The sequence below is a fragment of the Nocardioides marmoriginsengisoli genome (assembly GCF_003725695.1).
GTDB classification, from domain to species: Bacteria; Actinomycetota; Actinomycetes; order Propionibacteriales; family Nocardioidaceae; genus Marmoricola; species Marmoricola marmoriginsengisoli.
Window position 1 is genome coordinate 430833 of the sequence record NZ_RJSE01000009.1, and the last position, 24765, is coordinate 455597.

25 protein-coding genes are annotated in these 24765 nt (G+C 70.0%); 14 read left to right on the forward strand and 11 right to left on the reverse strand.

The window, feature by feature from the left end; translation table 11 throughout:
* Window positions 1–249 precede the first annotated feature (249 nt).
* Both EFK50_RS20635 and EFK50_RS20640 read left to right on the forward strand, forming a co-directional pair.
* On the forward strand, window positions 250–1548 hold the full coding sequence (locus tag EFK50_RS20635; RefSeq protein WP_123229465.1) for an MATE family efflux transporter: 1299 nt from the start codon (window positions 250–252) through the stop codon (window positions 1546–1548).
* Window positions 1549–1553: 5 nt separating this feature from the next.
* Window positions 1554–2153, forward strand: coding sequence for a hypothetical protein (locus EFK50_RS20640; RefSeq protein WP_123229466.1), 600 nt, complete (start codon window positions 1554–1556; stop codon window positions 2151–2153).
* A gap of 44 nt (window positions 2154–2197) precedes the next feature.
* Here EFK50_RS20640 and rplI read toward each other — a convergent pair whose 3' ends face one another.
* From rplI to EFK50_RS20665, 5 genes are all read right to left on the reverse strand, one after another.
* Complete coding sequence (gene rplI / locus EFK50_RS20645; RefSeq protein ID WP_123229467.1) at window positions 2198–2641, reverse strand: 50S ribosomal protein L9; 444 nt, start codon at window positions 2639–2641, stop codon at window positions 2198–2200.
* 18 nt (window positions 2642–2659) lie between these two features.
* Complete coding sequence (gene rpsR / locus EFK50_RS20650) at window positions 2660–2896, reverse strand: 30S ribosomal protein S18 (protein WP_123229468.1); 237 nt, start codon at window positions 2894–2896, stop codon at window positions 2660–2662.
* Between the two features lie 71 nt (window positions 2897–2967).
* Window positions 2968–3549, reverse strand: a complete 582-nt coding sequence (locus EFK50_RS20655; RefSeq protein ID WP_123229469.1) for a single-stranded DNA-binding protein — start codon at window positions 3547–3549, stop codon at window positions 2968–2970.
* A gap of 43 nt (window positions 3550–3592) precedes the next feature.
* Window positions 3593–3883: a 30S ribosomal protein S6 gene (gene rpsF / locus EFK50_RS20660; protein WP_123229470.1), complete on the reverse strand. Its 291-nt coding sequence runs from the start codon at window positions 3881–3883 to the stop codon at window positions 3593–3595.
* Window positions 3884–4017: 134 nt separating this feature from the next.
* On the reverse strand, window positions 4018–4680 hold the full coding sequence (locus EFK50_RS20665; RefSeq protein ID WP_123229471.1) for a TetR/AcrR family transcriptional regulator: 663 nt from the start codon (window positions 4678–4680) through the stop codon (window positions 4018–4020).
* 65 nt (window positions 4681–4745) lie between these two features.
* Between EFK50_RS20665 and EFK50_RS20670 the strand changes: the two genes are divergently transcribed.
* The 4 genes from EFK50_RS20670 (at window position 4746) to EFK50_RS20685 (ending at window position 8063) form a co-directional block, all read left to right on the forward strand.
* Window positions 4746–5099: a hypothetical protein gene (locus EFK50_RS20670; RefSeq protein WP_123229472.1), complete on the forward strand. Its 354-nt coding sequence runs from the start codon at window positions 4746–4748 to the stop codon at window positions 5097–5099.
* Window positions 5100–5153: 54 nt separating this feature from the next.
* Window positions 5154–6413, forward strand: coding sequence for an HNH endonuclease signature motif containing protein (locus tag EFK50_RS20675; RefSeq protein ID WP_123229473.1), 1260 nt, complete (start codon window positions 5154–5156; stop codon window positions 6411–6413).
* A gap of 34 nt (window positions 6414–6447) precedes the next feature.
* A complete protein-coding gene (locus EFK50_RS20680; RefSeq protein ID WP_123229474.1) occupies window positions 6448–7254 on the forward strand; it encodes a deoxyribonuclease IV in 807 nt (268 codons plus the stop codon).
* Between the two features lie 80 nt (window positions 7255–7334).
* A complete protein-coding gene (locus EFK50_RS20685; protein WP_123229614.1) occupies window positions 7335–8063 on the forward strand; it encodes an alpha/beta hydrolase family protein in 729 nt (242 codons plus the stop codon).
* A gap of 12 nt (window positions 8064–8075) precedes the next feature.
* On the opposite strand, the gene EFK50_RS20690 is transcribed toward EFK50_RS20685, so the two are convergent.
* Window positions 8076–8375 carry a DUF2470 domain-containing protein gene (locus tag EFK50_RS20690; protein ID WP_123229475.1) on the reverse strand — a complete coding sequence of 100 codons (300 nt, stop codon included), beginning with the start codon at window positions 8373–8375 and terminating at the stop codon, window positions 8076–8078.
* A 60-nt stretch (window positions 8376–8435) separates the two neighbouring features.
* Here EFK50_RS20690 and EFK50_RS20695 point away from each other — a divergent pair, with 60 nt between their 5' ends.
* Both EFK50_RS20695 and EFK50_RS20700 read left to right on the forward strand, forming a co-directional pair.
* Window positions 8436–9614, forward strand: coding sequence for a lipid II:glycine glycyltransferase FemX (locus EFK50_RS20695; RefSeq protein WP_123229476.1), 1179 nt, complete (start codon window positions 8436–8438; stop codon window positions 9612–9614).
* A 4-nt stretch (window positions 9615–9618) separates the two neighbouring features.
* Window positions 9619–10677, forward strand: coding sequence for an alanine racemase (locus EFK50_RS20700; RefSeq protein WP_123229477.1), 1059 nt, complete (start codon window positions 9619–9621; stop codon window positions 10675–10677).
* Here EFK50_RS20700 and EFK50_RS20705 read toward each other — a convergent pair.
* Together EFK50_RS20705 and EFK50_RS20710 are read right to left on the reverse strand one after the other, a co-directional pair.
* Window positions 10588–12045, reverse strand: coding sequence for a glycosyltransferase family 87 protein (locus EFK50_RS20705; protein ID WP_123229478.1), 1458 nt, complete (start codon window positions 12043–12045; stop codon window positions 10588–10590). The genes EFK50_RS20700 and EFK50_RS20705 overlap by 90 nt on opposite strands.
* Window positions 12042–14255, reverse strand: coding sequence for a transglycosylase domain-containing protein (locus EFK50_RS20710; RefSeq protein ID WP_123229479.1), 2214 nt, complete (start codon window positions 14253–14255; stop codon window positions 12042–12044). Before EFK50_RS20710 ends, EFK50_RS20705 begins: the two co-directional genes overlap by 4 nt.
* 299 nt (window positions 14256–14554) lie before the next feature.
* On the opposite strand from EFK50_RS20710, the gene EFK50_RS20715 reads away from it, so the two are divergent.
* From EFK50_RS20715 to EFK50_RS20735, 5 genes are all read left to right on the forward strand, one after another.
* Window positions 14555–15169: a PadR family transcriptional regulator gene (locus EFK50_RS20715; protein ID WP_123229480.1), complete on the forward strand. Its 615-nt coding sequence runs from the start codon at window positions 14555–14557 to the stop codon at window positions 15167–15169.
* Between the two features lie 20 nt (window positions 15170–15189).
* Window positions 15190–16281, forward strand: coding sequence for an inositol-3-phosphate synthase (locus tag EFK50_RS20720; protein ID WP_123229481.1), 1092 nt, complete (start codon window positions 15190–15192; stop codon window positions 16279–16281).
* Between the two features lie 165 nt (window positions 16282–16446).
* Window positions 16447–17328 carry a hypothetical protein gene (locus EFK50_RS20725; protein ID WP_148046249.1) on the forward strand — a complete coding sequence of 294 codons (882 nt, stop codon included), beginning with the start codon at window positions 16447–16449 and terminating at the stop codon, window positions 17326–17328.
* 59 nt (window positions 17329–17387) lie between these two features.
* Window positions 17388–18089, forward strand: coding sequence for a hypothetical protein (locus tag EFK50_RS20730; RefSeq protein WP_148046250.1), 702 nt, complete (start codon window positions 17388–17390; stop codon window positions 18087–18089).
* Complete coding sequence (locus EFK50_RS20735) at window positions 18086–18697, forward strand: histidine phosphatase family protein (RefSeq protein ID WP_123229484.1); 612 nt, start codon at window positions 18086–18088, stop codon at window positions 18695–18697. The genes EFK50_RS20730 and EFK50_RS20735 overlap by 4 nt, the downstream gene beginning before the upstream one ends.
* A gap of 4 nt (window positions 18698–18701) precedes the next feature.
* Here the strand turns inward: EFK50_RS20735 and EFK50_RS20740 are convergent, their stop codons facing one another.
* Entirely contained in the window at window positions 18702–19694 is a 993-nt protein-coding gene (locus EFK50_RS20740; protein WP_123229485.1) for a 1-aminocyclopropane-1-carboxylate deaminase/D-cysteine desulfhydrase, read from the reverse strand.
* Between the two features lie 26 nt (window positions 19695–19720).
* Window positions 19721–20200, reverse strand: a complete 480-nt coding sequence (locus EFK50_RS20745; protein WP_123229486.1) for an SRPBCC family protein — start codon at window positions 20198–20200, stop codon at window positions 19721–19723.
* Between the two features lie 163 nt (window positions 20201–20363).
* Here EFK50_RS20745 and EFK50_RS20750 point away from each other — a divergent pair, with 163 nt between their 5' ends.
* A complete protein-coding gene (locus EFK50_RS20750) occupies window positions 20364–22934 on the forward strand; it encodes an RCC1 domain-containing protein (RefSeq protein ID WP_123229487.1) in 2571 nt (856 codons plus the stop codon).
* Between the two features lie 388 nt (window positions 22935–23322).
* Here the strand turns inward: EFK50_RS20750 and EFK50_RS20755 are convergent, their stop codons facing one another.
* The gene (locus EFK50_RS20755) at window positions 23323–24741 is read right to left on the reverse strand and encodes a CCA tRNA nucleotidyltransferase (protein WP_123229488.1); all 1419 of its coding nucleotides are present in this window, start codon (window positions 24739–24741) and stop codon (window positions 23323–23325) included.
* Window positions 24742–24765 lie beyond the last annotated feature (24 nt).

Below are 24765 nucleotides of genomic sequence, written 5' to 3' on the forward strand. Positions count from 1 at the left end.
TTGCGCACAGCTGTGGCCGCTGCTGTGGATTGCCGCTGCCCTGGCTGTCCAGAAGGTGCTCTGACCTGCGGTTTTGTGAATCGACAGCCTGTGGATAAGAAATTGTGGATCGAAAGGTGTTCACCGTTTCGTCATCTGGGACGGGCCGGTCTTCATGTCGACTTATGACCGCGAAACCCCGATACCCACAGATTTCACGAGGGGCTGTGGGTTCGGAATCGCGCGCGGAGGACACCTACGCTGACGCCCATGCATGCCGAGGACCGCGAGATCCTGCGTCTCGCCGTACCCGCGTTCCTCGCACTGGTCGCCGAGCCGCTGTTCCTGCTCGCGGACTCCGTCATCGTCGGCCACCTGGGCACCACCGAGCTGGCCGGCCTCGGTATCGCCGGAGCGGTCCTCAGCACTCTGGTCAGCCTCTGCGTCTTCCTGGCCTACGGCACCACCGCGGCGGTCTCCCGCCGGATCGGCGCCGGCGATCTCCGCGAGGCACTGACGCTGGGCATCGACGGGATCTGGCTCGCTGTCGGGATCGGGGTGCTGACCACGGCGGCCGGCCTGGCGTCCGCCACCACCCTGGTGGACGTCTTCGATCCCAGCGGGCCAGTGGCGACCCAGGCCCTGGAGTACCTCCGGATCGCCCTGCTCGGCGTCATCCCGCTGCTGGTGATGCTGGCCGCGACCGGCATCCTGCGCGGGCTCCAGGACACTCGGACCCCGTTGCTCGTCGCGGTCGTCGGAAATGTCGCCAACGTGGGACTCAACGTCTGGTTCGTCTACGGCCTCGACCTGGGGATCGCCGGCTCGGCATGGGGCACCCTGATCGCCCAGGTCGGCTCGGCGGTGGCGCTGGTCGCGGTCGTCCTCCGGGCCGCCCGTCGGCACCGGACGCCGTTGCTCCCGCGGCTGGGCGGGATCCGCGGAGCCGGCCGCGACGGCGTACCGCTACTGCTCCGGACCATCACCCTGCGCGCCAGCCTGCTCGTGATGACCTACGGGGCGACCTCCTTCGGCGACGCCGACCTGGCCGCGATGCAGATCGCGATGACGCTGTGGACGTTCCTCGCCTTCGGGCTGGACGCGATCGCGATCGCCGCGCAGGCACTGACCGGACGTTTCCTCGGGGCCGGCGACCTCGACCGGGTTAGGTCGGTCACCCGCCGGATGCTCCGCTGGGGCGTCTGGTCCGGCGTCCTCACCGGGGTCGGGCTCGCCGTCCTGGCTCCGTTCGTGGGAGCGCTCTTCACGCCCGACCGCGCCGTCCAGGACCTGCTCTGGCCGGTGCTGCTGATCGCCGCCCTGGGGCAACCGGTAGCCGGGGTCGTCTTCGTCCTGGACGGCGTCCTGATCGGGGCCGGCGACGGACGCTACCTGGCGAAGGCCGGACTGCTGGTGCTGGTCGGGTTCGCGCCGCTCGCCTGGCTGGCGATCACCGCCGGGGGCACCCTGGTCTGGCTCTGGGCCGCGTTCGTGGTCGCGTTCATGGGCGGGCGCTGCGTCGTCCTGATGGCGCGGGAGCGGACCGACGCCTGGATGACCGTAGGGTGACGGCCATGTCGCCGTTGCAGAAGATCGCCATGGGGCTGGCGCTGCTGGCCGCCCCCAGCGGCTTCCAGATCGGCGACTACGTCTGGGACGCCCTGCCCGACCCGCTCGGCTGGCTGCTCATCCTCGCCGGGGTACGCGGCCTGCGCGGCCACCTGGACGTCAGCACCCTGGTCCCGCTGACCTGGACGGCATTCGCGGTGAGCGTCGTGCAGTGGATCCCGCCGGTCTTCGAGCGGCTGCTGCCCGCCGACCAGGTCGCCGAGGCGTCGATCAAGTGGGCGTTCTTCCTGCCGCAGGCGTTGTTCTGCCTGGTCCTGGTCCGGCTGATCGGGACGGCCGGGCTGGAGCAGGAGCCGCCGGACCGGTACGTCGCCGGCAGGTTCGGCGTACTCCTCTGGGCGGCCGGTGCGCTGATCCTGTTGCCGGCCATCGCCTTCGGCACCCAGAACGACGACCTCGTCGACCCGACCCTGATCACGATCGGGCTGGTGCCCTGGGTGTTCATCTACTACCTGTTCCGGGTGCACCGCCGTACCTGGCTCGGCGGACCCGGGCCCTTCGAGGTCCACCCGCCCCGGAACGACGAAAGCCGCCCTCCCCGGTAGGGAGGACGGCTTGCCGACCCGGAGGTCGAGCTTGTCGAGACCGGTCAGGCGGAGACGACGTTGAGGCTGACCTTCGCCTCGACCTCGTCGTGCACCTTCACGGTCACGGTGTGCGAGCCGAGCGACTTGATCGGGTTCGCGACCACGATCGTGCGCTTGTCGACCTCGGCACCCGCGGCGACGATCGCCGAGGCGATGTCAGCGGTGGTGACGGCGCCGAACAGGCGACCGCCCTCACCGGCGCGGACCTTGACCTGGAACGTCGAGCCCTCGAGCTTGGCCTTGACCTCGGCAGCGTGGTCCGCGTCGCGAACCGCGCGCGAGTCGCGGGCCTTCTTGATGGATTCGATCGTCTTCTCTCCACCCTTGGTCCAGCGGATGCCGAGACCACGGGGGATCAGGTAGTTGCGGCCGTAGCCGTCCTTGACCTCGACCACGTCGCCAGGGGCGCCGAGTCCGGTGACTTCCTGCGTCAGGATGAGCTTCATCTCGTCAACTCCCCTTTCTCAGCGAGCCGTAGACGTGTACGGGAGCAGTGCGACCTCACGGGCGTTCTTGACGGCCGTGGCGACGTCGCGCTGGTGCTGCACGCAGTTGCCGGTCACCCGACGAGCGCGGATCTTGCCGCGGTCGGAGATGAACTTGCGCAGCAGGTTGGTGTCCTTGTAGTCGATCGCGGACGCCTTGTCCTTGCAGAACTGGCAAACCTTCTTCTTCGGCTTGCGAATAACTGCCTTTGCCATTGTGGTGCTCCCTTTCGTAGAGCCCGGCTCAGTGCCGGAATGGTTGGCTTACGGATGAGTTGTGCTGGTGATCAGAACGGCGGCTCGTCGGACCCGCCGGGCACGGCCCACGGGTCCTGCGACGGCGGCTGGCCGCCACCGTTGCCACCTTGCGGAGCGCCGCCGCCCTGCTGACCGCCCCACGAGTTGCCGCCCTGCTGGGGGGCCGCCTGCGGAGCGGACTGGGAGGCCCAGGGGTCGTTGCCGCCCCCGCCGCCACCGGAGAAACCGCCACCGTCGCCACCGCTGCGGGTGGCGCGGGTGACCTTGGCAGTCGCGTACTTCATGCTCGGCCCGACCTCTTCGACGTCGAGCTCCATGACCGTGCGCTTCTCGCCCTCACGGGTCTCGTAGCTGCGGGCCTTGAGCCGGCCCTGAGCGACGACGCGCATGCCGCGGGTCAGCGACTCGGCGACGTTCTCAGCGGCCTGACGCCAGATCGAGCAGTTGAGGAACAGCGTGTCGCCGTCCTTCCACTCGTTCGTCTGCTTGTCGAAGTTGCGCGGGGTCGACGCGATCGTGAAGTTCGCGACGGCCGCACCCGAGGGGGTGAAGCGCAATTCCGGGTCGCCCGTCAGGTTGCCGACGACGGTGATGAGGGTCTCGCCTGCCATGGTTTCTCCCTAGGTCTCGTGCGCTGGATCTTCGGTCCGAGGCTCAGTGAGCGTCGGGTCGAAGGACCTTAGTACGAAGCACCGACTCGTTCAGCGTGAGCTGACGGTCGAGCTCCTTGACGGTGGCCGGCTCGGCCTGAAGCGTCACGACGGCGTAGATGCCTTCGGCGTTCTTGTTGATCTCGTAGGCAAGGCGGCGACGTCCCCAGACGTCGACGTTGTCCACGGTGCCTCCGTCGTTGCGAACGACGTTGAGGTAGGTGTCGAGCGACGGGGCAACCGTCCGCTCTTCGAGCTCCGGGTCGAGAATGACCATGAGTTCATAGCTACGCATAGCGTTCTCCACCTCCTTCGGACTTGGCGGCCACGGCGTTTCCGTGGCAGGAGGGCTAGCGTTGCCGCGCTCTCATCGGGAGAGAGCGACGGGCAAGGGTAACCGGCGCAGGGGGGATCAGGCCAATCCCCGGCTCACCGCGGCTCCATCGCGACCGCCAGCGCCGTCCGGACCTGCTCCACCACCGCTCCACCCCAGGGCAGCCGGGCGACCCGGAGCATCGGGCCGATCAGCGGGACGGTGGCGTCGACCAGCCGGCGGGTGCGCTCCTGGCCGGGGCTGCGGTCGGTCACCCAGAACAGCGTCACGCCGAGGTGGCAGAGCCAGAGCAGCTCGGGGAGCAGGTCGCGGACCTTTTCCGGCACCCGCGGTGCCGCGCCGGCAACGACCTCGCGGTAGATCGCCAGCGACTGCTCGCGGGCCGGCGCCGAGGTCTCGCTGAGCGGGCTGCTGGGACTGTCCGGGGCGATCGCGATCGAGACGAACGCCGACCCGAAGCCGTGGTACGCGCCGATCACGTCGAGGAAGGCGTGCTCCACCGCGCGCAGCCGGTCCGTCAGCGGCAACCCGCCGGCGAGAATCACCGCCACCCGCTCGGCGTGGTCGGTCTGGATCCGGACGTAGAACGCCTGCACCAGCTCGTCCTTGTTGGCGAACCAGTAGTAGGCGTTGCTCGGCGAGAGACCCGCCTCGGCCGCGATCGCACGCATCGTGGTCGCGGCGTACCCGCGCTCCTCGAAGAGGCGCAGCGCGGTGTCCAGGATCAGCTGACGGGTCTCGGCTGGGCGAGGGCTCATGAGGGAAGACTATTTGAACGTGTTCAAATCCGCAAGGCTCGCGCTCGGCGTCCTAGGTTGGGCCCATGGACGCAGGACACCTGAGCAGCCTGGCACTGATGCTCTCCGGTGCGGCCGGAATCGCGATACCCGGACGAGTCTCCGACGCTCTCGACCTGACCGCGGGTACGGCGCGCGGCGTCGCCGAGACCCGTGCTGGTCTCGGCGGGACGTACGCCGCGCTCGGAGCGTTCGCCCTCCTCAGCGAATCGGCCGGCGCGCAACGGGCCGTGGGCGCCACCTGGCTCGGTGCCGGCGTCGTCCGGATCGCGTCCCTCAGGATCGACCGGCCCCGGACCGACGGGGCGTACTGGGCGTACCTGGTCGCCGAGCTCGGACTGGGTACGGCGGCCCTGGTGGCGGCCCGAAAGCGCCTCTGACTAGCCTGTGGATTCTCGTTTGACTCGAACAGATGTTCGAAGGACGATCAATCCATGACCTTGCTGGCACTGCCCGAGACGACCACCGACCCGGTGGCCGCCTTGCATGCCTGCATCGATCGCCTGGCCGACCTGGACCCGGACGAGTTCGGCGCCCAGGCGAAGACGGCGCTGCTGCAGAAGCTCGGGCAGGCGGAGGCCCGGATCGCCGCGGTCGAGCTCCGGGTGCTCGGCGCCGCGCACCGCGCAGAGGTCGCCACCTCGAGCGGACTTGCAACCACGGACCAGTGGGCGGCTCGTGCGACCAATTCGGACCCGGTCGTGCTGCACCGCGAGGTGCGCCTCTCCCAACAGCTCGAGCACCGCAGCGCCACCCAGGAAGCACTGCTGGCCGGGCACCTCAGTGCGGCGCACGCAGCAGTGATCGTGCGAGCCGTCGACCAGCTACCGCCGAGCGTCGACGCGGCTCAGCGCACGACCGTCGAGTCGGCTCTCGTGGCCAAGGCCCTGACGATGCCGCCGGGCGCACTGCGCCGATCTGCGCGTCGCGGCCTCGCGGAGATCGAAGCCGACCACCGCATCGTGGACGCACATGAAGACGACCTGGTCGCCGCCGAGGAGCGCGCCGCCCGGGCCAGGACCCGCCTCACGCTGCACGACAACGAAGACGGCACCGTGACCGGGCACTTCACCGTCCCCCGGCTGCACGGCCACCTCCTGCGCAAGGTGCTCCAGACGATCACAGCACCGCGGCGGGGTCGGCTGGGAGCATCCCAGGCCCAGGTCGGCACCGACGTCGGGCTCCGGACGGACTGGGACCGCGCGCGGGGTTCTGCCTTCTGCGAGCTGATCGAGCATCTCCCCACCGACCACCTGCACCCGCGCACGGCGGCAACCGTCGTGGTCTCCCTCGACGAGTCGACCCTGCGAGGGGCCCTGGCGGTGGCTCACCTCGACACGGATGCCGACCTCAGTGCCGGCGAAGCCCGCCGACTCGCTTGCGGCGCCGGGCTCGTCCCGGTGGTGCTCGGCGGCGCATCGATCCCGCTCGACCTCGGGCGCTCCGCCCGGCTCTTCAGTGAAAGCCAGCGCATCGCCCTCGGACTTCGGCACCGGACCTGCGCGGCAGCTGCCTGCGATCGGCCGTTCGCCTGGTGCGAGCTCCACCACCTGAACCCTTGGTCCCGAGGAGGTCGCACCGATCTGTCAGCTGCGGTGCCGGTCTGCCACTTCCACCACCAACGGATGCACGACAAGGACTACGAACACCGTCGAGATCCGGACGGTTCCATCACCTTCCACCAGAGGACGTGAGTCTTGTGGGGGCAGTCACTCCTAGGCTGGGCGCATGACCTCCCAGTCCCAGCTCGCCATCGGCGCCCATGTCGACCAGACCGACCCGATCGCCGAGGCGAAGGCACGCGACACCACGCTGGTGCAGTTCTTCCTGGGCGACCCGCAGGGGTACAAGGGTCCGGAGATCGCGTACGCCCGCGGGGCCGACGGACTGCGCTCGGACGCCGAAGCCGCGGGGATCGACCTCTACGTGCACGCGCCCTACATCGTGAACGTGGCGACCACGAACAACCGGATCCGGATCCCCAGCCGCAAGCTGCTGCAGCAGCACCTCGACGCCGCCGCCGAGATCGGGGCCAAGGGTCTGATCGTGCACGGCGGCCACGTGAACAAGGACGACGACCCGGCCAAGGGCTTCGACAACTGGCGGAAGGCGATCGAGGCGACCGACCTGAAGATCCCGCTGCTGCTGGAGAACACTGCCGGCGGCGACAACGCGATGGCGCGGCGGCTCGACCGGATCGCGTCGGTGTGGGCCGCGATCCAGCAGGCCGAGGGAGCCGAGAACGTCGGCTTCTGCCTCGACACCTGCCACGCCTGGGCCGGCGGGATCAGTCTCACGGACGCGGTCGAGCAGCTGCACGCGATCACCGGGCGGATCGACCTGGTGCACGCCAACGACAGCCGGGACACCTTCGACTCCGGCGCCGACCGGCACGCCAACTTCGGCGCCGGTCAGCTCGACCCGGACGAGTTCGCGGCCGTCGTACGGGATGCCGGGGCGCCGGTGATCTGCGAGACCCCCGGTGGGGCGGCCGAGCACCAGGACGACTTCGCCTGGCTGCGAGCGCGGCTCTGAACAGGCGCGGGTTCCTCGTCGGCGCTGCCGGGGTGGTGCTGCTGGCCGCGTGCAGCAAAGGGGAAGCCGAGGCACCGCTCATGCCCTCCGAGCGCGGCAGCGACAAGATCGCCTACGGCAAGCACCCGGACCAGTACGGCGTCCTCGCCCTGCCCGACGGGAAGCCGCTCGGTCTGGTCGTGCTGATCCACGGCGGCTTCTGGACGGACTCGTACGGCGCCGACCTGATGGAGCCGATCGCCGCCGACCTCCGGACGCGCGGGTATGCCACCTGGAACCTGGAGTACCGACGGGTCGGTGGTGATGGCGGCTACCCAGCCACTCTTGAGGATGTAGCTCAAGGTATCGACCACGTCCGACACATCGACGTCGATGCGCCGGTCACCGTGATCGGCCATTCCGCCGGTGGTCACCTCGGCGTCTGGGCGGCGTCCCGCAGCGAACGAACCCCTGGCGGGAAGCCGGCGGTGCTGGCCGAGACCACGATCTCGCTCTCCGGGGTCCTCGACCTGGGCTCCGCGGCCGCCGACGGTCTCGGCAACGGGGCGGTGGCGGCGTTCCTCGGCTCGGCCGACCCGGATGAGCAGCAGCTGGCCGACCCGATCCAGCTGGTGCCCGCGCACGGCTCGGTCGTCGCGGTGCACGCCCGGGACGACCGCACCGTCCCGCTCTCGCAGAGCCGGAGCTACGTCGACGCCGATCTCGCCGCAGGTGGAGCGGCCGGGCTGGTGCAGGTGCCGGGCGACCACTTCGCGCTGATCGACCCGAGCAGTGCCGCCTGGGCGAAGGTGCTCACCCAGCTCGGCTAGGTGCCGCGTGAGCTAGTGCGCCGGCGGGGCGATCCCCAGCTTCGCGCACGCCTCGTCGTGCAACGCCACCACCTCGCGCCGGATCGCAGCGCGCTCGGTGATCGGTGCCGCCGGCCACGGGACCCGTACTTCCTCCTCGGCGCCGCTGAGAGTCACCTGCCAGGTGCCGGCCTCGCCGTCGAGGCCGGTCATCCGTGCGGCCGTCGCGTCGGGACGGGCGAAGGCCTGGACGATCCGCAGGCTGTCGTCGCGGTGGTCGTCGTTCATGTGCGCCAGGACGGCGCCGACGACCTCGGCGGAGAAGGTGCTCATGGTCACGACCCTAGCGACGCGTGTGCCGCCGCGACTCGCGGACCGCCTAGGCTCGGGGACGTGCCATCCGCCAAGCCCCCTTCAGCGCGAGCCCAGCTCCAGGTCCGGACGATCACGGACGCCGAGCACCTGGCGTTCCTGCAGACCCGCGACTCGGCGAGCTTCCTCCAGGTTCCGGCCTGGGCCCGGGTCAAGACCGAGTGGAAGGCGGAGTCGCTCGGCTGGCTGCGCGACGGCGAGCTGGTAGGCGTCGCGCTGGTGCTCTACCGGCAGCTGCCCAAGGTCAAGCGCTACCTGGCCTACCTCCCGGAGGGCCCGGTCATCGACTGGACGGATCCGGACATCGCCGCCTGGCTCGACCCGATGGCTGCCCACCTGAAGAAGCAGGGCGCGTTCGGCATCCGGATCGGGCCCCAGGTCGTGACCCGGCGGTGGAGCGCCACCCAGATCAAGGACGGCATCGCCGACGACGCCGTCACCTCGCTGACCGCGTTGCCGCCGACCGAGCGCAGCCAGGTCGGTGCCGCCGTGGTCTCCCAGCTGCGGGAGGCCGGCTGGCTCTGCCAGTCCGGCGAGAGCGGCTTCTCGGCCGGGCAGCCGCAGTACAACTTCCAGATCCCGCTGAGCGGCCCCGACGGACCGAAGTCCGAGGAGCAGGTGCTGGCGCAGATGAACCAGCTCTGGCGCCGCAACATCAAGAAAGCCGCCAAGGCCGGCGTCGAGGTGCGGGTCTCCGACGGCAGCTCCGAGGACCTCGCCGCGTTCCACGACCTGTACCGGCACACCGCCGAGCGCGACCACTTCACCCCGCGCGGCCTGTCCTACTTCCGGACGATGTACGACGCGCTCGCCGACGAGGAGGAGCGCAGCGCCGGGAAGGTCCAGATCCGCCTGTACCTGGCCACCCACGAGGACGACCTGGTCGCCGCGACGATCTGGATCCGGGTCGGCACGCACAGCTGGTACTCCTACGGCGCCTCCTCCACCGAGAAGCGCGACGTCCGCGGTTCGAACGCGATCCAGTGGCGGATGATCACGGACTCGCTCGCCACCGGCGCCACCGTCTACGACCTGCGCGGGATCACCCAGACGCTGGCCTCCGACGACCCGCACCTCGGCCTGATCCAGTTCAAGGTCGGCACCGGCGGCGAGGCCGTCGAGTACGCCGGCGAGTGGGACCTTCCGCTGAACCGCACGGTCTATCGCGCGTTTCAGCTCTACCTGAAGCGACGGGGGTGACCCGGTGAGCCTGGTCCTGCACGTGGACGGCGACCGCTGGCGCAGCCACCTGCGCGCCGTCGCCGAGGCCCGCCCGGGGCTGGTCCCGGTGATCAAGGGGAACGGCTACGGCTTCGGCCTCGGCCGCCTTGCCCGCAAGTCCGGCTGGCTCGGCGCCGACGTGGTGGCGGTCGGCACCCCGAGCGAGCTGACCGAGGTCGCGAACCGGTACGACGGCGACCTGCTGGTGCTGACGCCGTGGCGCGCGTTCGAGCCGCTTCCCGCCGACGTCGACCGGCGTCGGCTGATCCACACCGTCGACCGGCTCGAGGACCTGGAGGCGCTGGCCGCGACCGGTGACCGCCCCCGCGTCGTGCTGGAGCTGATCACCTCGATGAAGCGGCACGGCTTCACCCCGCGGGGTCTCCGCGAGGCAGTGCGCTCCGAAGCCGGCCAGCGGGTCCGGGTCGAGGGCGCCTCGTTGCACCTGCCGCTCGGTCCGGCCGGCGGCAACCTCGCCGAGGTCGAGACGCTGATGACCGAGGTCGTCGCGGCCGGACTCGCCGCCGGCACGGCACCGGCCGTCTGGGTCTCGCACCTGAGCACGAACGACGTCGCCACCCTGACCACCCGCTACCCCGAGATCCGGTTCCGGCAGCGGATCGGCACCGAACTCTGGCTCGGCGACCGCGGTGCGCTGCGGGTCAGCGCGCACGTGCTGGACAGCCACCCGGTCGAGCGCGGCGAGGTCTTCGGCTACCGCGGCCGCACCCTGGCCCGCTCCGGGACGATCCTGATCGTCTCCGGCGGCACCGCGCACGGCATCGGCCTGGAGTCACCCACCGGCGAGAGCAGTGCCCGGGCGCGGGTCAGCACGCTCGCGCGCGGGGGCCTCGACGCACTCGGGCTCTCCAAGTCGCCGTTCACCGTCGCCGGGAAGAGCCGCTACTTCGCCGAGCCGCCGCACATGCAGGCGTCGATGCTGTTCCTGCCCTCAGAGGCGCCGGTGCCCGAGATCGGCGACACCGTCGACGTCCGGGTCCGGTTCACCGCGACGACCTTCGACGCGGTCGAGATCTCCTAGCTCGGCTTCGTCGGCCAGCTCGTCCAGGTCCGCCAGGTCCGGTTCCGCCTGCCAGATGTCGCGCACGATCAGCGCCACCAGGTAGAGCTCGCCGAGCACCCGGACCACGATCGCGACGTGGTAGGCCGTCGAGGTGGTCCCCGACGCCGGTGCCAGCCAGCCGCCGAGGTAGAGCCAGACCGCGCCGAAGTAGACGAGCTCGCAGGCCTGCCAGATCAGCAGGTCGCGCCAGCGCGGCCGGGCGAGGGCCGCGAGCGGCAGCAGCCAGAGCACGTACTGCGGCGAGTAGACCTTGTTCACGATCAGGAACGCCGCGACCACCAGGAACGCGATCTGCGCGACCTGCGGACGGCTCTTGGCGGCCAGCCCGAGCAGGAAGATCGCACCGCAGGCGAGCAGGAAGAGGACGCCGGAGACCAGGTTGATCGTGTGCGGGCCGACCTGCACGCCGCGCTGATCCAGGACCAACCAGAGCGACCCGAGGTCGGCCCCGCGGTCGGAGTTGAACGACCAGAAGAGCTTCCAGGCGGTCGAGTTGCCGAGCAGCGCCGGCAGGTTGACCAGGAACCAGGCCGCACCCGCTGCTCCCGCCGCGATCGCGATCCGGTCCGGGCGGCGCCGGCGGATCGCGTCGATCAGGAAGGCTCCGAGCAGGAAGACCGGATAGAGCTTGGTGGCGAAGCCGATGCCGACCATCACCCCTGCGAGCCCGGGCTTGTGCCGCGCCCAGGCCCAGAGCGCGGCGGCGGTGAAGAACACCGCGAGCAGGTCCCAGTTGACGAGGGCGCTGACCAGCAGCACCGGCGAGAGCGCCAGCCCCATCGCGTCCCAGGGCCGCCCCGGACTGGCACCGGCCAGGAAGTAGACCGAGCCGAGTCCGAAGACGAAGAGGAGCACCGCCGTCACCAGGAAGTAGGTGTTGACCTCCTTCACCATCCCGGGCAGGCCCCAGAGCGCGTCGGTGGTGCTGTCGGCGCGAACCTCCTGCGACGGGCCCGACGGCATCAGGCCGGTCACCTGGGCAGCGGCCCACGCGAAGTAGGAGATGACGACCGGGTACTCCATCGCGTCGTACCGGTCGTCGCTCTCGCCGTACGGCCAGCGCTTCTCGGCGAAGCCGCGACCGGTGTACAGGTACGGGACGTCGGAGTAGCACATCTTCCCGTAGCGGACGTTCTCGTTGGACCAGTCGGTCTTCCCGCACGGGTACTTCTGCACCAGGCTCAGCGAGAAGACCACCGTGAAGACGGCCAGCAGGACCCGCACCGGCGTCCACCACGACCCCGGCCGGGCATGGTCGCCCACCGGCCCGCCGATGACCTCGCTCAAGGCCTCGACGACACCGTCCTCCCGGCTGGGCTGGCTCACTCTTCGGGGCAGGGAGGCTGCAGCAGGAGCCCGCAGGTGGGAGTCGGCTCGGTCGGGGTGGGCGTCGGGGTGGGCGTCGGCGTCGGAGTCGGCGTCGGGGTGGGCGTCGGCTTGATCGTCGGCAGCACGGTGTTGGTCGGCTTCGGCGGCTTGGGCTTCTTGGTCGGAGCCGGGGCGTGACCGTTCGACGGCGCCTCACCGTCGACGTTCGCCGGCGGCGGGAAGCCCTCCTCCTCGACGCCGTCCATCAGCATCCCCATCAGCGCGGCCCAGGTCTCGGTCGGGTAGTCACCGCCGTAGAAGCTGGGCATGTAGCCGTTGAGCGGCTTCACGCCGGTGCCGCGCACGTACATCACCGCGGTGGCGACCTGCGGCGTGTAGCCGACGAACCAGGACGAGATCACGTCGCCGTCGTCGTTGGTCGCGGTGCCGGTCTTGCCGGCCGCCGGGCGGTTGATCTGCCGCGCGTCGGTACCGGTTCCGCTGCTGACCACCTTCTGCAGCGCGTAGCTCACGTCCGCGGCGATGTCCTCGTCGAGGGCGCGGTTGGATTTCTTCGGCGCGGTGTAGAGCACCTCGCCGTCGCTGGCCCGGGTCACCTTGGAGATCACGTAGGTGTCGTGGTGCAACCCGCCGTTGGCGATCGTGGCGTAGGAGTTCGCCATGTTGATCGGGCTGATCGTCGCCGAACCGAGCGCGACACCGGCGTTGGCGTCGAGACCCGGAGCGTTCTTGGGGATGCCGAGGGCGTTCGCCATGTCGACGATCTTCTGCGGCCCGTTGTCCATCGCCTGGGTCATGTCGATGAAGGCGGTGTTGACCGACTTCTCGGTCGCGGTCAGCAAGTTGATCCGGCCGTAGCTCCGGCCGCGGCCCTCACCTTGGTTGCCGAACTCCAGGCCGCTGGGGAACTTGTACGGCGAGTTGCCGTCGAAGGTGTCCTTGAGGCTGAAGCCGTCCTTGATGCCGGCCGCCACCGCGAACGCCTTGAAGGTCGAGCCGGGCAGACCGCCGCGGGCCGCCCAGTTCAGCTGGCTGCGCAGGTAGTCCTGACCGGAGTAGAAGCCCAGCAGCGCGCCGGTCTTCACGTCGACCGAGGCGGTCGCAGCGTGCAGCTGCTTGTCGGAGAGGCCCTCGGGACGCTCCTGGTCGACCGCGTCCTTGGCCGCGTCCATCGCCTTCTGGGTGAACGTGGTGGTGACCCGGAGGCCGCCGGCCTCGATCTCGGCGTCGTCGAAGCCGGCCTTGAGCAGCTCGTCCTTGACCATGTCGAGCATGAAGCCGGTCTGCCCGCCGAGGCTGTTGCTGGCCGCCGGCTTCCGCAGCTTCGGCAGCCGCCCGGAGATCTTCGACGCGTCGCTGCTGCTGATCGCGCCGTAGTCGACCATCGCGCCGACGACGTAGTCGTACCGGTTCAGGAGCGCGGCCCGGGCCGACTCGTTCCGGTCCGGGCTCAGGTAGTTCGGCGAGTTCAGGATCGAGGCCAGCATCGCCGCCTGGGAGGCGTTGAGGCGCTTGGCCGGGATGCCGAAGTACGCGTTCGCGGCCGCCTGGACGCCGTACGCGCCGCGGCCGAAGTAGATGGTGTTGAGGTAGCCCTCGAGGATCTCCGACTTGGACTTCTGCTGCTGGATCTTCAGCGACAGGAAGGCTTCCTTGATCTTCCGCTTGAAGGTCCGCTCCTGGGTCAGGTACAGGATCTTCACGTACTGCTGGGTGATCGTGGAGGCGCCCTGGGTCGACCCGCCCTTGGCGTTGGAGAAGGCAGCGCGCAGGATGCCCTTCGGGTCGATGCCCTTGTTGGTCCAGAAGCTCTGGTCCTCGGCCGCGACCACGGCGTCCTGCATCACCTTCGGGATGTCGGAGAGCTTGATCGACTCACGGTTCTGGGTGGCGAAGCGGCCGATCTTCTCCTTGCCGTCGGCGTAGTACACGTTGGTGGTCTGCGCCTGGAACGCCGTGTTGGGGTTCGGGATCTCGGTCTGGCGGTAGGCGAAGTAGAAGATCGAGACCATCAGCAGGGTGCCGACGACGCCGGCGATGAGGACGTACTTCAGGTACTTGCGGAACCGCTCCTTGGGAGTCGGCTTGGCCTTGCTGCTCCGGGACCTGCCCTTCGAGCCCGAGCCGGAACGGCGGGAGGTGCCGCCGGCGGAACCGGTGCGCTTCTGGCCTTGGGACGGGCGTGACCGCGGCGTGCTGGCACTCACTGTGGGGGACTCCAGGGGAAGGTCGAATCGGATCTGGTCAAGCGGAGAAAGACGGTGGCTCCCGGCTGCGCAGCGACCGCTGTCCGGCCGGGGTGCTAGGTCGAGGGTACGGCGTTCGCCCAGCGGACGCGGGTTGATGCGCCCGGACGGGCGCTCATCTGGCGGCGAAGAACCCTTGTTTCGCAGATGAACGCGTGGTGAATTGGAACTCTGATATATCGGTGCGATAGATTACTTCGATACGCCAGGTCGATATGACCGCGCGCTATGCCTGACCCGACCGACGAAAGCAGACCCAGATGCCGCCGAGCAAGGGCGCGACCCTCGAGCTGGCAGTGCTCGGACTCCTCCAGGAGTCCCCGCTGCACGGCTACGAGCTGCGTAAGCGCCTGAACCTGCTCCTCGGCTGGACCCGACTGCTCTCCTACGGCTCGCTCTACCCAGCGCTCAAGCGGATGCTGCGCGCCGGCTGGATCACCGAGGTCGTCGCCACCAGCACGCCGGTCTCCCGTCGAGCCCGGATCGTCTACCAGATCACCCCCGCGGGGGTCGAGTACTTCGGTGCCGAGATCACCGACGCCGGACCGGCCGCCTGGGAGGACGAGAACTTCAACATGCGGTTCGCGTTCTTCTCGCGCACCGACGGCGCCGTCCGGCTCCGGATCCTCGAGGGCCGCCGTACCCGGCTGCAGGAGCGCCTGGACCGGGCGCGGGCGCTGAGCAGCGGCTCGGACCGCTACCAGACGGAGCTGCGTCGGCACGCCACCGAGTCGGTCGAGCGCGAGGTGCGCTGGCTCACCGACCTGATCGAGGCCGAGCGCACCGGCCAGGACCGCACCGGGGTGGCCGCGCGACCGCGCAACGCGACCCCGCCGACCGCGTCCCCCACAGACTTCAGCACCGAAATCAGTTGAGAAAGCAGGAGGAAACCGCCATGGCGAAAGTTCGCGTAGGCATCGTGGGAGTCGGCAACTGCGCCAGCTCCCTTGTTCAGGGCGTCGAGTATTACAAGAACGCCGACCCGAACAGCACCGTGCCGGGCTTGATGCACGTGATGTTCGGCGACTACCACGTCCGCGACGTGGAGTTCGTCGCCGCGTTCGACGTCGACGCCAAGAAGGTCGGCTTCGACCTCTCCGAGGCGATCAACAACTCCGAGAACAACACGATCCGGATCGCCGACGTGCCCCCGAGCGGCGTCATCGTCTCGCGCGGCGTCACCAACGACGGTCTCGGCAAGTACTACCGCGAGACCATCGAGGAGTCCGACGTCGAGCCGGTCGACGTCGTCCAGACCCTCAAGGACGCGCAGGTGGACGTTCTCGTCTCCTACCTGCCGGTGGGCTCCGAGATCGCCGACAAGTACTACGCGCAGTGCGCGATCGACGCGGGCGTCGCCTTCGTCAACGCCCTGCCGGTCTTCATCGCGTCGGACCCCGAGTGGGCCAAGAAGTTCGAGGACGCCGGCGTCCCGATCATCGGTGACGACATCAAGAGCCAGGTCGGCGCCACCATCACCCACCGCGTGATGGCGAAGCTGTTCGAGGACCGCGGCGTCACGCTGGACCGCACCTACCAGCTCAACGTCGGCGGCAACATGGACTTCAAGAACATGCTCGAGCGCGAGCGCCTGGAGTCCAAGAAGGTCTCCAAGACCCAGGCCGTGACCTCGAACCTGAACGGTCCGCTGTCGGGCAAGGTCTACGACAAGAACGTGCACATCGGTCCGTCGGACTACGTCGCGTGGCTCGACGACCGCAAGTGGGCCTACGTCCGCCTCGAGGGTCGTGCCTTCGGTGACGTTCCGCTGAACCTGGAGTACAAGCTCGAGGTCTGGGACTCCCCGAACTCGGCCGGCATCATCATCGACGCGATCCGGGCGGCGAAGATCGCCAAGGACCGCGGCGTCGGCGGGCCGCTGCTGTCGGCGAGCTCCTACCTGATGAAGTCGCCGCCGGTGCAGCGCCCCGACGACGAGGGTCACGCCTCGGTCGAGGCCTTCATCCGCGGAGACGTCGAGCGCTGAAGCTCGGCTGACCCCGCTGCACTGCGGGGACGCACCCTCAACTGATTTCCACGTCGGACCCCGGGCCTCCTGGCCCGGGGTCCGATGCGTTTCTGCACCGTTGCGTTCAGATTTCAACCCATCCAGGGATGGGCAGGCCGGTCCCGGGTCACTACGGTTACCCGCATGAGCGATGACACCACACCCCCGCAGCCTCCGTCCGGAGCCGTACCGCCGCCCCCGCCGCCGACCCCGCCCGGGTCGGTTCCGCCGCCGCCCCCGCCCCCGCCGGCGTACGGGACCCCGGCCCCGCCGGTGCCCCCCGAGTACGGCGCACCGCCCGCCGGTGCCGGCGGCTACGACGCCGTCGAGGCGATCAAGTACGGCTGGGCGACCTTCACGAAGAGCCCGGCCACGCTGCTGGTGCCGGCCCTGGTGGTGATCCTCGCGGTCGGCGTCGTCTCGTTCCTCGCGCAGCTGCTCTTCGCCGGCATCCTGATCGACGACCCCAGCTGCAGCACCTCGACCGGCGACGGTGCCTTCCGGGTCAGCTGTGACTCGGGCTCCGGCCTCTTCACCGGCCTGCTGGTCGCGGCACTGGCATCCGCAGTGACCACCTTCGTCGGGCAGATCCTGGCTGCCGGTCTGATCAAGTCGTCGCTCAACATCGTCGACGGCCAGCCCGCCCTGGACATCGGCGGCGTCTTCTCCTGGGCCGGAAAGCCCGGCGTGATCGCCACGGCCGGCCTGCTGGCCGCGCTGAGCTTCGTCGGCACGTTCCTGTTCTACGTACCGGCGATCATCGTCAGCTTCTTCACCGCGTTCGCGATGTACTTCGTCGTCGACAAGGGACTCTCCGGGGTCGCGGCGCTGAAGGCGAGCTTCGACTTCATGCTGAGCAAGATCGGCGACACGATCATCTTCTTCCTGCTGACGATCGCCACCGTCATCGTCGGTCTGATCGCCTGCCTGGTCGGCATCTTCGTCGCCATCCCGGTGATCGTCGTCGCTGCGGCGTACACCTTCCGGGTGCTGCAGAACCAGCCGGTCGCGCCGCTGGCTCCCTGACAGCCCGATCTGATCGCCTGACCTCGGTCACGCCCGGCATCCCACCTAGGATGCCGGGCGTGACTGTTTCAGCAGTTGTCTCCGCGGGCGCCTCCGGACCGCCCTCTGGAACGCTGCGTGCCGGCTGGCGCGCTGTGATCGCCCAGCCCGAACGGATCCTGGTCACCACGATCGCGCTGGCGGTGCCGGCGATCGCCCTGCACGTGCTCGTCCAGCACCTGATCGGGGTCTGGGTCGTCCGCGGCACCGAGTGCGAGCGGCACTTCGGCTCCGCCACCCTGATCGCCGACTGCGGCCCGACGAACGGGGCCGCCGGGGCCGGCCTGCTGCTCGGGCTCTTCGCCCTCTTCGTGATCGGCCACCTGGTCGTCGCCGGGATGTACCGGTGCTTCCTCGACGTCGTCGACGGCCGGCCGGCCCGGAACCCGTACGGCGGCTACCTGCTCCGGGTGCTCCCGACCGCCCTGGTCCTCGGTGCGGCGCTCACGATCGGCACCCTGGTGATGCTGGTCCCGGGTCTGGTGATCGGCTTCTTCACCCGGTACGCGCTGCTCTTCGCGGTCGACCGGGAGCTCGGCGTCCTCGCCGCGATCGGGGCGAGCTTCGCGTTCTGCGGCACCCGGCTGCTCAGCGAGGCCGGCTTCGTCCTCCGCGCGAGCGGCGTGCTGCTGCTCGGCCTGCTCTGCCTCGGGGCCGGGTTGTTCGTCGCGATCCCGGTGGTGCTGATCGCGCAGACGCTTCGCTACCGGGATGCCGGATGAGTGATCTCATGTGCGCGGCGACGCTGGTGGTCGCCCGGCACGGCGACGCCGCATACGTCGAGTCCCGGTTCTCCGACGAGGGCGGATCGCTGACCGCCGAAGGCCGGTCGCAGGCTCGCGCGCTGGCCGACCTGGTCAGCAGCCGGCGGGTGGCGCACGTCTGGACCTCGGACACCTCCCGCGCCGTGCAGACCGCCGAGATCGTGGCCGCCCGGCTCAGCCTGGGCGTGACCGTCACCCCGGCGCTGCGCGAGGTCGACATCGGCGGCCTGCGCGGCCAGGAGTTCTCCATCGACGCGATCCACGCGGTCACCGACCGCTGGTTCGAAGGCGACCTGGAGGCCCGCTTCGCCGGCGGCGAGTCCGGCGCCGAGGTCGTCGGCCGCTACCGCGCGGTGCTGGAGCAGATCGTCGACCAGCACCGCGGGGAGACCGTGCTGGTCGTCAGCCACCAGACTGCCGGCGGCATCGCGCTGCCCAGCCTGGCGCAGAACGTCACGCCGTCGTACGCCGAGCACCACCTGCTCGAGAACGGCGCCAGTGCCGAGCTGGTCGCCGACAACGATACCTGGCACCTCACCCGGTGGGGCGACCGGCAGCTCGGGTAGCGGCTCAGCGCGGTCCGTGCGTGTTCAGCCAGAGCACCGGCCCGGGCAGGTCCGAACTCGACCCGGCGTTGAGGTCCGCGATCGCGGCCAGTGCCTTCCCGGTGTAGACCGGCTCCAGCTCGAGGCCGAGCCCGGCCGCCTTCGCCACCATTGCCACCGAGGCCGGCGTCGGGTCGCCGTACGTGCTGCCGAGCCAGGCGTCCGAGGTGGTCAGGTCGGACTGCCCGATCAGCGGCAGGTCCTCCGCGCCGCGGTCCCGCAGCAGCTCGGCGGTACGGTCTGCCAGCCGGGCGATCACCGGTGCGTCCAGCGCGAACGCGTCGTTGACCACCACGCCGTAGACCCGCGTGGACAACCCGGCCAGCCGCAGGCCCAGGGTCAGTCCGGCGGCGGTGCCTCCCGAGCCGATCGCGGTGACCAGGGAGCGCGGCTCGGGCAGCTCCCCGGCGGCCACCTGGGCCGCCAGCTCGAGGGCGGTCTCCACGTAGCCGAGGCTGCCGACCGGGTTCGACCCGCCGGCCGGCAGGTACCAGGGCACCGACCCGCCGCGGATGTTGCTGGCGATCAGCCAGGGCGCGGCCAACCGGAGCTGGCGGGCGTTCGGGTAGCGGTGCAGCTTGGCACCGGACGCCTCCAGCCGGGCGAGCTGCTCCCGGACGTGGTCGTCGACCGGCTGGTCGACCAGGCCGAGCACCGTCCGCAGGCCGTGCTCCTTGCCGTAGAGCGCGCAGGCCAGACCCCAGTGCGTGCCGATCCCGCCGACCGTGAACAGCGTCCGGGCCCCGCGCCGCTTCGCCTCCGGGATGATCCACTCGAGCTTGCGGACCTTGTTGCCGGCCCAGGCACCGTCGCCGAACCGGCTCTCGTCCTTGATCCAGAGGTCGACGCCGTCGACCAGGCCGTCGAGGCGTCGTACCGGGGTCGGACCGGTCCCCAACGCAACGTGGCCCAGATCGAGTCCGGGCCAGCGTTGGTGGAGCAGGGTTGCGGTGGTCATAGGCGAAGGCTAGAGCCTGACCGCGGTTACGCCTCGACGGCCGCCTTGATCTTCGCCAGGGTCTTCCCCATGTCGGTCTCCAGCTGGCTGGTGAACTTCGGGACGCCGCCGAAGGCGACCTTGGTCAGCCGGACCGAGACGTCCGAGATGCCCTCGGGCGCCTCACGGGTCGAGGTCAGCTTGGTGCCGCCGTCGGTGGTCGGCTCCAGGCGCAGGCTCCAGATCGTGTAGTTCTCCTTGACGCGCCAGGCGATCTCGCCCGTCGAGTCGGCACCAGGCTCGTCGAAGCGCACGATCTTGGTCTGCGTGGGCCAGACCAGCGGGCCCTTGCGGTTGATGTTGATGAAGCGCGCCCCGAGTCCGTTCTCGCCGCGCAGGATCGACTTGGCCGTCTGCGGGCTCCACTGGGACATGTTGCGCAGGTCCGAGACCTGGGCCCAGACCTGGGCCGGGGGTGCGGCGATCTCGATGCTGGCCGAGATGGGGGCGACGTCGGTGAGCGGCATAGGGGTCTCCTGGGAAGTAGGTGCCGTGATGCTACCGGCGGGTAGGAATCCGGCGCTATGACCGTCATCACCAGTTTCCCCGACAAGTATGGAGGTCCGGACCTACCCTGATGAAGGATCCGGGGGGACCCCTCCACCCCCACGAGCCCCACAGGTTGCCACGATGCCGTCACGTCTGCTCGTACTCCGGCCGATCATCGCCCTGCTCGCCGCGCTCCTGGTGATCGGCGCGCTGCAGCCTCCCGCCGGCGCGGCCACCAAGCGCGCCCTCAGCATCACCGCGAGCCCGACCAGCGCGGTGGCCAAGTCCGCGGTGACGGTCAGCGGCAAGCTGACCCGGTCGCCCCGGGGGACCGTGGTCAAGATCCAGCGCAAGGTCGGCACGAAGTGGGTGGCCGCCGGATCGACGCGGACCAAGACCGCCGCCGGCGCGTACGCCGCCAAGGTGACCCTCCCCGCCACCGCCGCCGTCTACAGCTACCGGGCGATCGCGGTGAAGACCAAGAAGCTCAAGGCCGCCACGTCGCGCACCATCAAGATCAGCGCGCTGGCCCGGGTGGTCGCCACCCTCAAGTCCAGTGCCGACGTCGTCCCCGCCGGCCAGTCCGTCACCCTCTCCGGGACGGTCAAGCCGTTCACCAAGTTCGCGATCGTCTCGATCCAGAAGAAGGTCGGCAGCACCTGGCAGACCGCCGCCGTCGCCGGCCTCGGCACGACCGGCACCTTCAGCCAGGCGATCCCGCTCACCGAGACCACGACCTTCCGGCTCTCGGTCCCGCGCAAGGGCCTCTACCTCGCGGCCGTCTCGGCCGAGAAGAAGGTCACCACCAACCCGGTGATCACCACCTCGCAGCTGCCCGCCGGCACCGTCGGGACGTCGTACTCGCAGACGCTGAGCGTCGTCGGCAACCCGGCCGGCACCTGGTCGGTCACCCCGACCCTGCCCGCCGGGCTCTCGCTGAACACCGCCACCGGCGCGATCACCGGCACCCCGACCACCGCCGAGACCAAGGCCCTGACGTTCGGGTTCACCCAGACCAGCACCGGTCTCGCCGCGGCCCCGGCCGCCCTCAGCCTGACGATCAATCCGGCCACGCCGCCGGTGATCAGCACCACCTCGCTGCCGGGCGGAACCGCCGGTACGGCGTACAGCGCCCAGCTCGCCGTCACCGGCAACCCGGCCGGAACCTGGACGGTCAGCCCCGGCCTGCCCGGCGGGCTCTCGCTCAACGGGATGACCGGCGCGATCACCGGGACGCCGACCGTGGCCTCCTCGGTGAGTCACACCTTCACCTTCCACCAGACCAACACCGGTCTCTCCGGGACCAAGGCGCTCACCCTGGACGTCGTGATGCCGCCGGCCCCGGTGATCCTGACGTTGTCGCTGCCGGACGCCCGGCCGCTGGTGAACTACTCGGCCCAGCTCTTCGTCTCCGGCGGCGTCCCCGGCATCTGGTCCGCGACCGGGCTGCCCGGCGGACTGACCCTCGACCCGGCGACCGGGGCGATCTCCGGCAAGGCGGCGGACTTCACCAAGACGTACAACGTGACCGTGGGCTTCACCCGTGCGGGAACCGGTCAAGCCGCGTCCCCCGTGGTGATCCCGCTCAAGCTCGCCAACGTCGCCCCGGCCGTCCCGGTAGCGGTCGGCGCAGGCGGCCAGTTCAGCTGCCGTACGGACGCGGACCAGAAGCTCTGGTGCTGGGGCTACAACGAGAGCGGCCAGCTCGGTATCAACGGCACCATCGGCGACGGGCCCGGCAAGCTCACCCCGCAGCAGGTCGGCACCGCGACTGACTGGTCCGGGATCACCACCGGCAACAACAACCTGATCACCGAGCGGCACGCCTGCGCGCTTCGCGGCACCGACGCCTGGTGCTGGGGTTCGGACAAGAACGGCGAGATCGGTGCCGGCGGTACCGCGGCCGGAAACACCGCCGTGCCGGTCAAGGTCGTCGGCGGACTCTCCTGGGCGAAGCTCGACGCCGGCTGGAACTCCACCTGCGGCGTCACCACCACCGGCGCGCTCTACTGCTGGGGGAAGAACGACCAGGGTCAGCTCGGCATCGGGTCGGCGAGCGTCAACGACGTGAATGCCCCGGCCCGGGTCGGGGTCGCCAACGACTGGACCTCGGTCTCGACCGGCTACAACTTCGGGTGCGCGATCAAGGCCACCGGCACCCTTTGGTGCTGGGGCGCCAACCACCGCGGCCAGCTCGGCACCGGCGGCACCACCTCGACCAGCGCGCCGGTCCAGGTCGGCACCGCCACCGACTGGAGCAAGGTCCGGGTCGGCTACGGGTACACCTGCGGCATCCGTACCAACGGCACCTTGTGGTGCTGGGGAATCACCGACGGCGGATCCCTCGGCAACGGCGAGACCGCCAACGACACCGCCAAGGACGTCCTCGCCCCGGTCCAGGTCGGCACCGCCACCAACTGGTCCGACGTCACCGCCGGATCGGGCCAGACCTGCGCGGTCAACACCGCCGGCCAGCTCTGGTGCTGGGGCAAGAACGGCAACGGTCAGGTCGGCAACAACTCGCTCGCCGACCAGGGCACGCCGATCCGGATCGGGACCGCCAGCAACTGGGAGACGGTCTCGGCCGGCGACACCCACACCTGCGGAGTCCAGACCGACGGAGACATCTTCTGCTGGGGGGCGAACACCAAGGGGCAGCTGGGGAACAACTCGACCGCGCAGTCGCGGGTTCCGGTTGGGGTGGTTGGTTAGGGCTTTTTTGCCCTTCGGGCTTTTTTGCCCTTCGGGCTTTTTGCCCTTCGGGCTTGCGCCTGCGGCTCTTCGCCTGCGGCGGGGTGCGCCTGCGGCGGGCTCCGTGGCTGGGTTTGCGGGGCGTGCCGGGGAGAGGTCCTCGCACCAGCGGGCTTACCGCGTCGCTGCGACTTCTGTGCCGCGCACGAGCTTTGCTTGCAGCGCCGCGCTGCGCTTTATGCTGGCTGCTCCGGCCTCTCCCCGTCCCACCCCGCCTTGCCCGGCCCCTCTGGTGGGGGTTCTGGAAAGCTCCGAACGGACCGTCTTGTCGTGGGGTCTCTGCCCCCCGGACGTCGAGCTTGTCGAGACGTGGTGAGGTGCGCGCAAAGCCGACACCGTTTCCGGGTCTTTAGCGGGCGGCGCTCCACTCGAGGAGGGCGGTCTTTGCGTCCTCGTAGCTCATCGGGCCGTTGTCGAGGCGCAGCTCGAGGAGGTGCTTGTACGCCTCGCCCACCTCGCGTCCGGCGGGGATCCCGAGGATCTCCATGATCTGGTTCCCGTCGAGGTCGGGGCGGATCGAGGCCAGCTCCTCCTGCTCGGACAGGCGGGCGATCCGCTCCTCCAGCTCGTCGTAGGTACGGCGCAGCCGATCGGCCTTGCGCTGGTTGCGGGTCGTGCAGTCCGCGCGGGTGAGGATGTGCAGCCGGGAGAGGAGCGGGCCGGCGTCGCGGACGTAGCGGCGGACGGCCGAGTCGGTCCACTGACCGTCGCCGTACCCGTGGAACCGGAGGTGCAGCTCGACCAGGGTGCTGACGTCGGCGGTCTCGTCGTTGGAGAACTTCAGCGCCTGCATCCGCTTCCGGGTGATCTTGGCGCCGACGACGTCGTGGTGGTGGAAGGTGACCGTCCCGTCGCCCTGGAACTTGCGGGTCCTCGGCTTGCCGACGTCGTGCATCAGGGCCGCGAACCGGGAGACGAAGTCCGGCCCGCCCTCGGGCAGGCGGTCCTCCAGGTCGATCGACTGCTCGAGCACCGTCAGGGTGTGCTCGTAGACGTCCTTGTGCCGGTGGTGCTCGTCGCGCTCCAGGGCCAGCGCCGGCAGCTCCGGGAGCACGTGCTCGGCGAGACCGGTCTCGACCAGGAGCAGCAGACCGGCGCGGGGACGGGGCGAGCAGACCAGCTTCACCAGCTCGTCGCGGACGCGCTCGGCGGAGATGATCGTGATCCGGTCCGCCATCTCGGTCATCGCCTGCTTGACCTCGGGCGCGACCGTGAAACCGAGCTGGGAGGCGAACCGGGCGGCGCGCATCATCCGCAGCGGGTCGTCGCTGAACGAGTCCTCGGGGCGGCCCGGCGTCCGGAGCACCTGGTGCGCCAGGTCCACGATGCCGCCGTACGGGTCCTCGAACTCGCGCCCGGGCAGGGCCACTGCCATCGCGTTGACGGTGAAGTCGCGGCGGCCGAGGTCACCGGCGAGCGAGTCGCCGTACGAGACGTCGGGCTTGCGGCTGGCGGGGTCGTAGGTCTCCGAGCGGTACGTCGTGATCTCGATCTGCCAGTCGCCGCGGCGGCAGCCGATCGTGCCGAAGTCCCGGCCGATGTCCCAGATCGCGTCGGCCCAGCCCTTGAGCAGCCGTTCGGTGACCTCCGGGCGGGCCGAGGTGGTGAAGTCGAGGTCGTTCTGGAGCCGGCCGAGCATGGCGTCCCGGACCGGTCCGCCGACCAGCGCGATCTGCTCCCCGGCGGCGACGAACCGCTCGCCGAGCTCGTCGATCACCGGCGCGATCCGGAGCAACTCGGAGACCGCGCGCGCCTGGACCTCCGACATCAGCAGGGGAGCAGTCGGAGGTGC

Bases quoted from the DNA above. Each gene is read 5' to 3' on its own strand.
- EFK50_RS20635 (WP_123229465.1), top strand. From the start codon at position 250: ATGCATGCCGAGGACCGCGAGATCCTGCGTCTCGCCGTACCCGCGTTC.
- EFK50_RS20640 (WP_123229466.1), top strand. From the start codon at position 1,554: ATGTCGCCGTTGCAGAAGATCGCCATGGGGCTGGCGCTGCTGGCCGCC.
- rplI (WP_123229467.1), bottom strand. From the start codon at position 2,641: ATGAAGCTCATCCTGACGCAGGAAGTCACCGGACTCGGCGCCCCTGGC.
- rpsR (WP_123229468.1), bottom strand. From the start codon at position 2,896: ATGGCAAAGGCAGTTATTCGCAAGCCGAAGAAGAAGGTTTGCCAGTTC.
- EFK50_RS20655 (WP_123229469.1), bottom strand. From the start codon at position 3,549: ATGGCAGGCGAGACCCTCATCACCGTCGTCGGCAACCTGACGGGCGAC.
- rpsF (WP_123229470.1), bottom strand. From the start codon at position 3,883: ATGCGTAGCTATGAACTCATGGTCATTCTCGACCCGGAGCTCGAAGAG.
- EFK50_RS20665 (WP_123229471.1), bottom strand. From the start codon at position 4,680: ATGAGCCCTCGCCCAGCCGAGACCCGTCAGCTGATCCTGGACACCGCG.
- EFK50_RS20670 (WP_123229472.1), top strand. From the start codon at position 4,746: ATGGACGCAGGACACCTGAGCAGCCTGGCACTGATGCTCTCCGGTGCG.
- EFK50_RS20675 (WP_123229473.1), top strand. From the start codon at position 5,154: ATGACCTTGCTGGCACTGCCCGAGACGACCACCGACCCGGTGGCCGCC.
- EFK50_RS20680 (WP_123229474.1), top strand. From the start codon at position 6,448: ATGACCTCCCAGTCCCAGCTCGCCATCGGCGCCCATGTCGACCAGACC.
- EFK50_RS20685 (WP_123229614.1), top strand. From the start codon at position 7,335: ATGCCCTCCGAGCGCGGCAGCGACAAGATCGCCTACGGCAAGCACCCG.
- EFK50_RS20690 (WP_123229475.1), bottom strand. From the start codon at position 8,375: ATGAGCACCTTCTCCGCCGAGGTCGTCGGCGCCGTCCTGGCGCACATG.
- EFK50_RS20715 (WP_123229480.1), top strand. From the start codon at position 14,555: ATGCCGCCGAGCAAGGGCGCGACCCTCGAGCTGGCAGTGCTCGGACTC.
- EFK50_RS20720 (WP_123229481.1), top strand. From the start codon at position 15,190: ATGGCGAAAGTTCGCGTAGGCATCGTGGGAGTCGGCAACTGCGCCAGC.
- EFK50_RS20725 (WP_148046249.1), top strand. From the start codon at position 16,447: ATGAGCGATGACACCACACCCCCGCAGCCTCCGTCCGGAGCCGTACCG.
- EFK50_RS20735 (WP_123229484.1), top strand. From the start codon at position 18,086: ATGAGTGATCTCATGTGCGCGGCGACGCTGGTGGTCGCCCGGCACGGC.
- EFK50_RS20740 (WP_123229485.1), bottom strand. From the start codon at position 19,694: ATGACCACCGCAACCCTGCTCCACCAACGCTGGCCCGGACTCGATCTG.
- EFK50_RS20745 (WP_123229486.1), bottom strand. From the start codon at position 20,200: ATGCCGCTCACCGACGTCGCCCCCATCTCGGCCAGCATCGAGATCGCC.
- EFK50_RS20750 (WP_123229487.1), top strand. From the start codon at position 20,364: ATGCCGTCACGTCTGCTCGTACTCCGGCCGATCATCGCCCTGCTCGCC.
- EFK50_RS20755 (WP_123229488.1), bottom strand. From the start codon at position 24,741: ATGTCGGAGGTCCAGGCGCGCGCGGTCTCCGAGTTGCTCCGGATCGCG.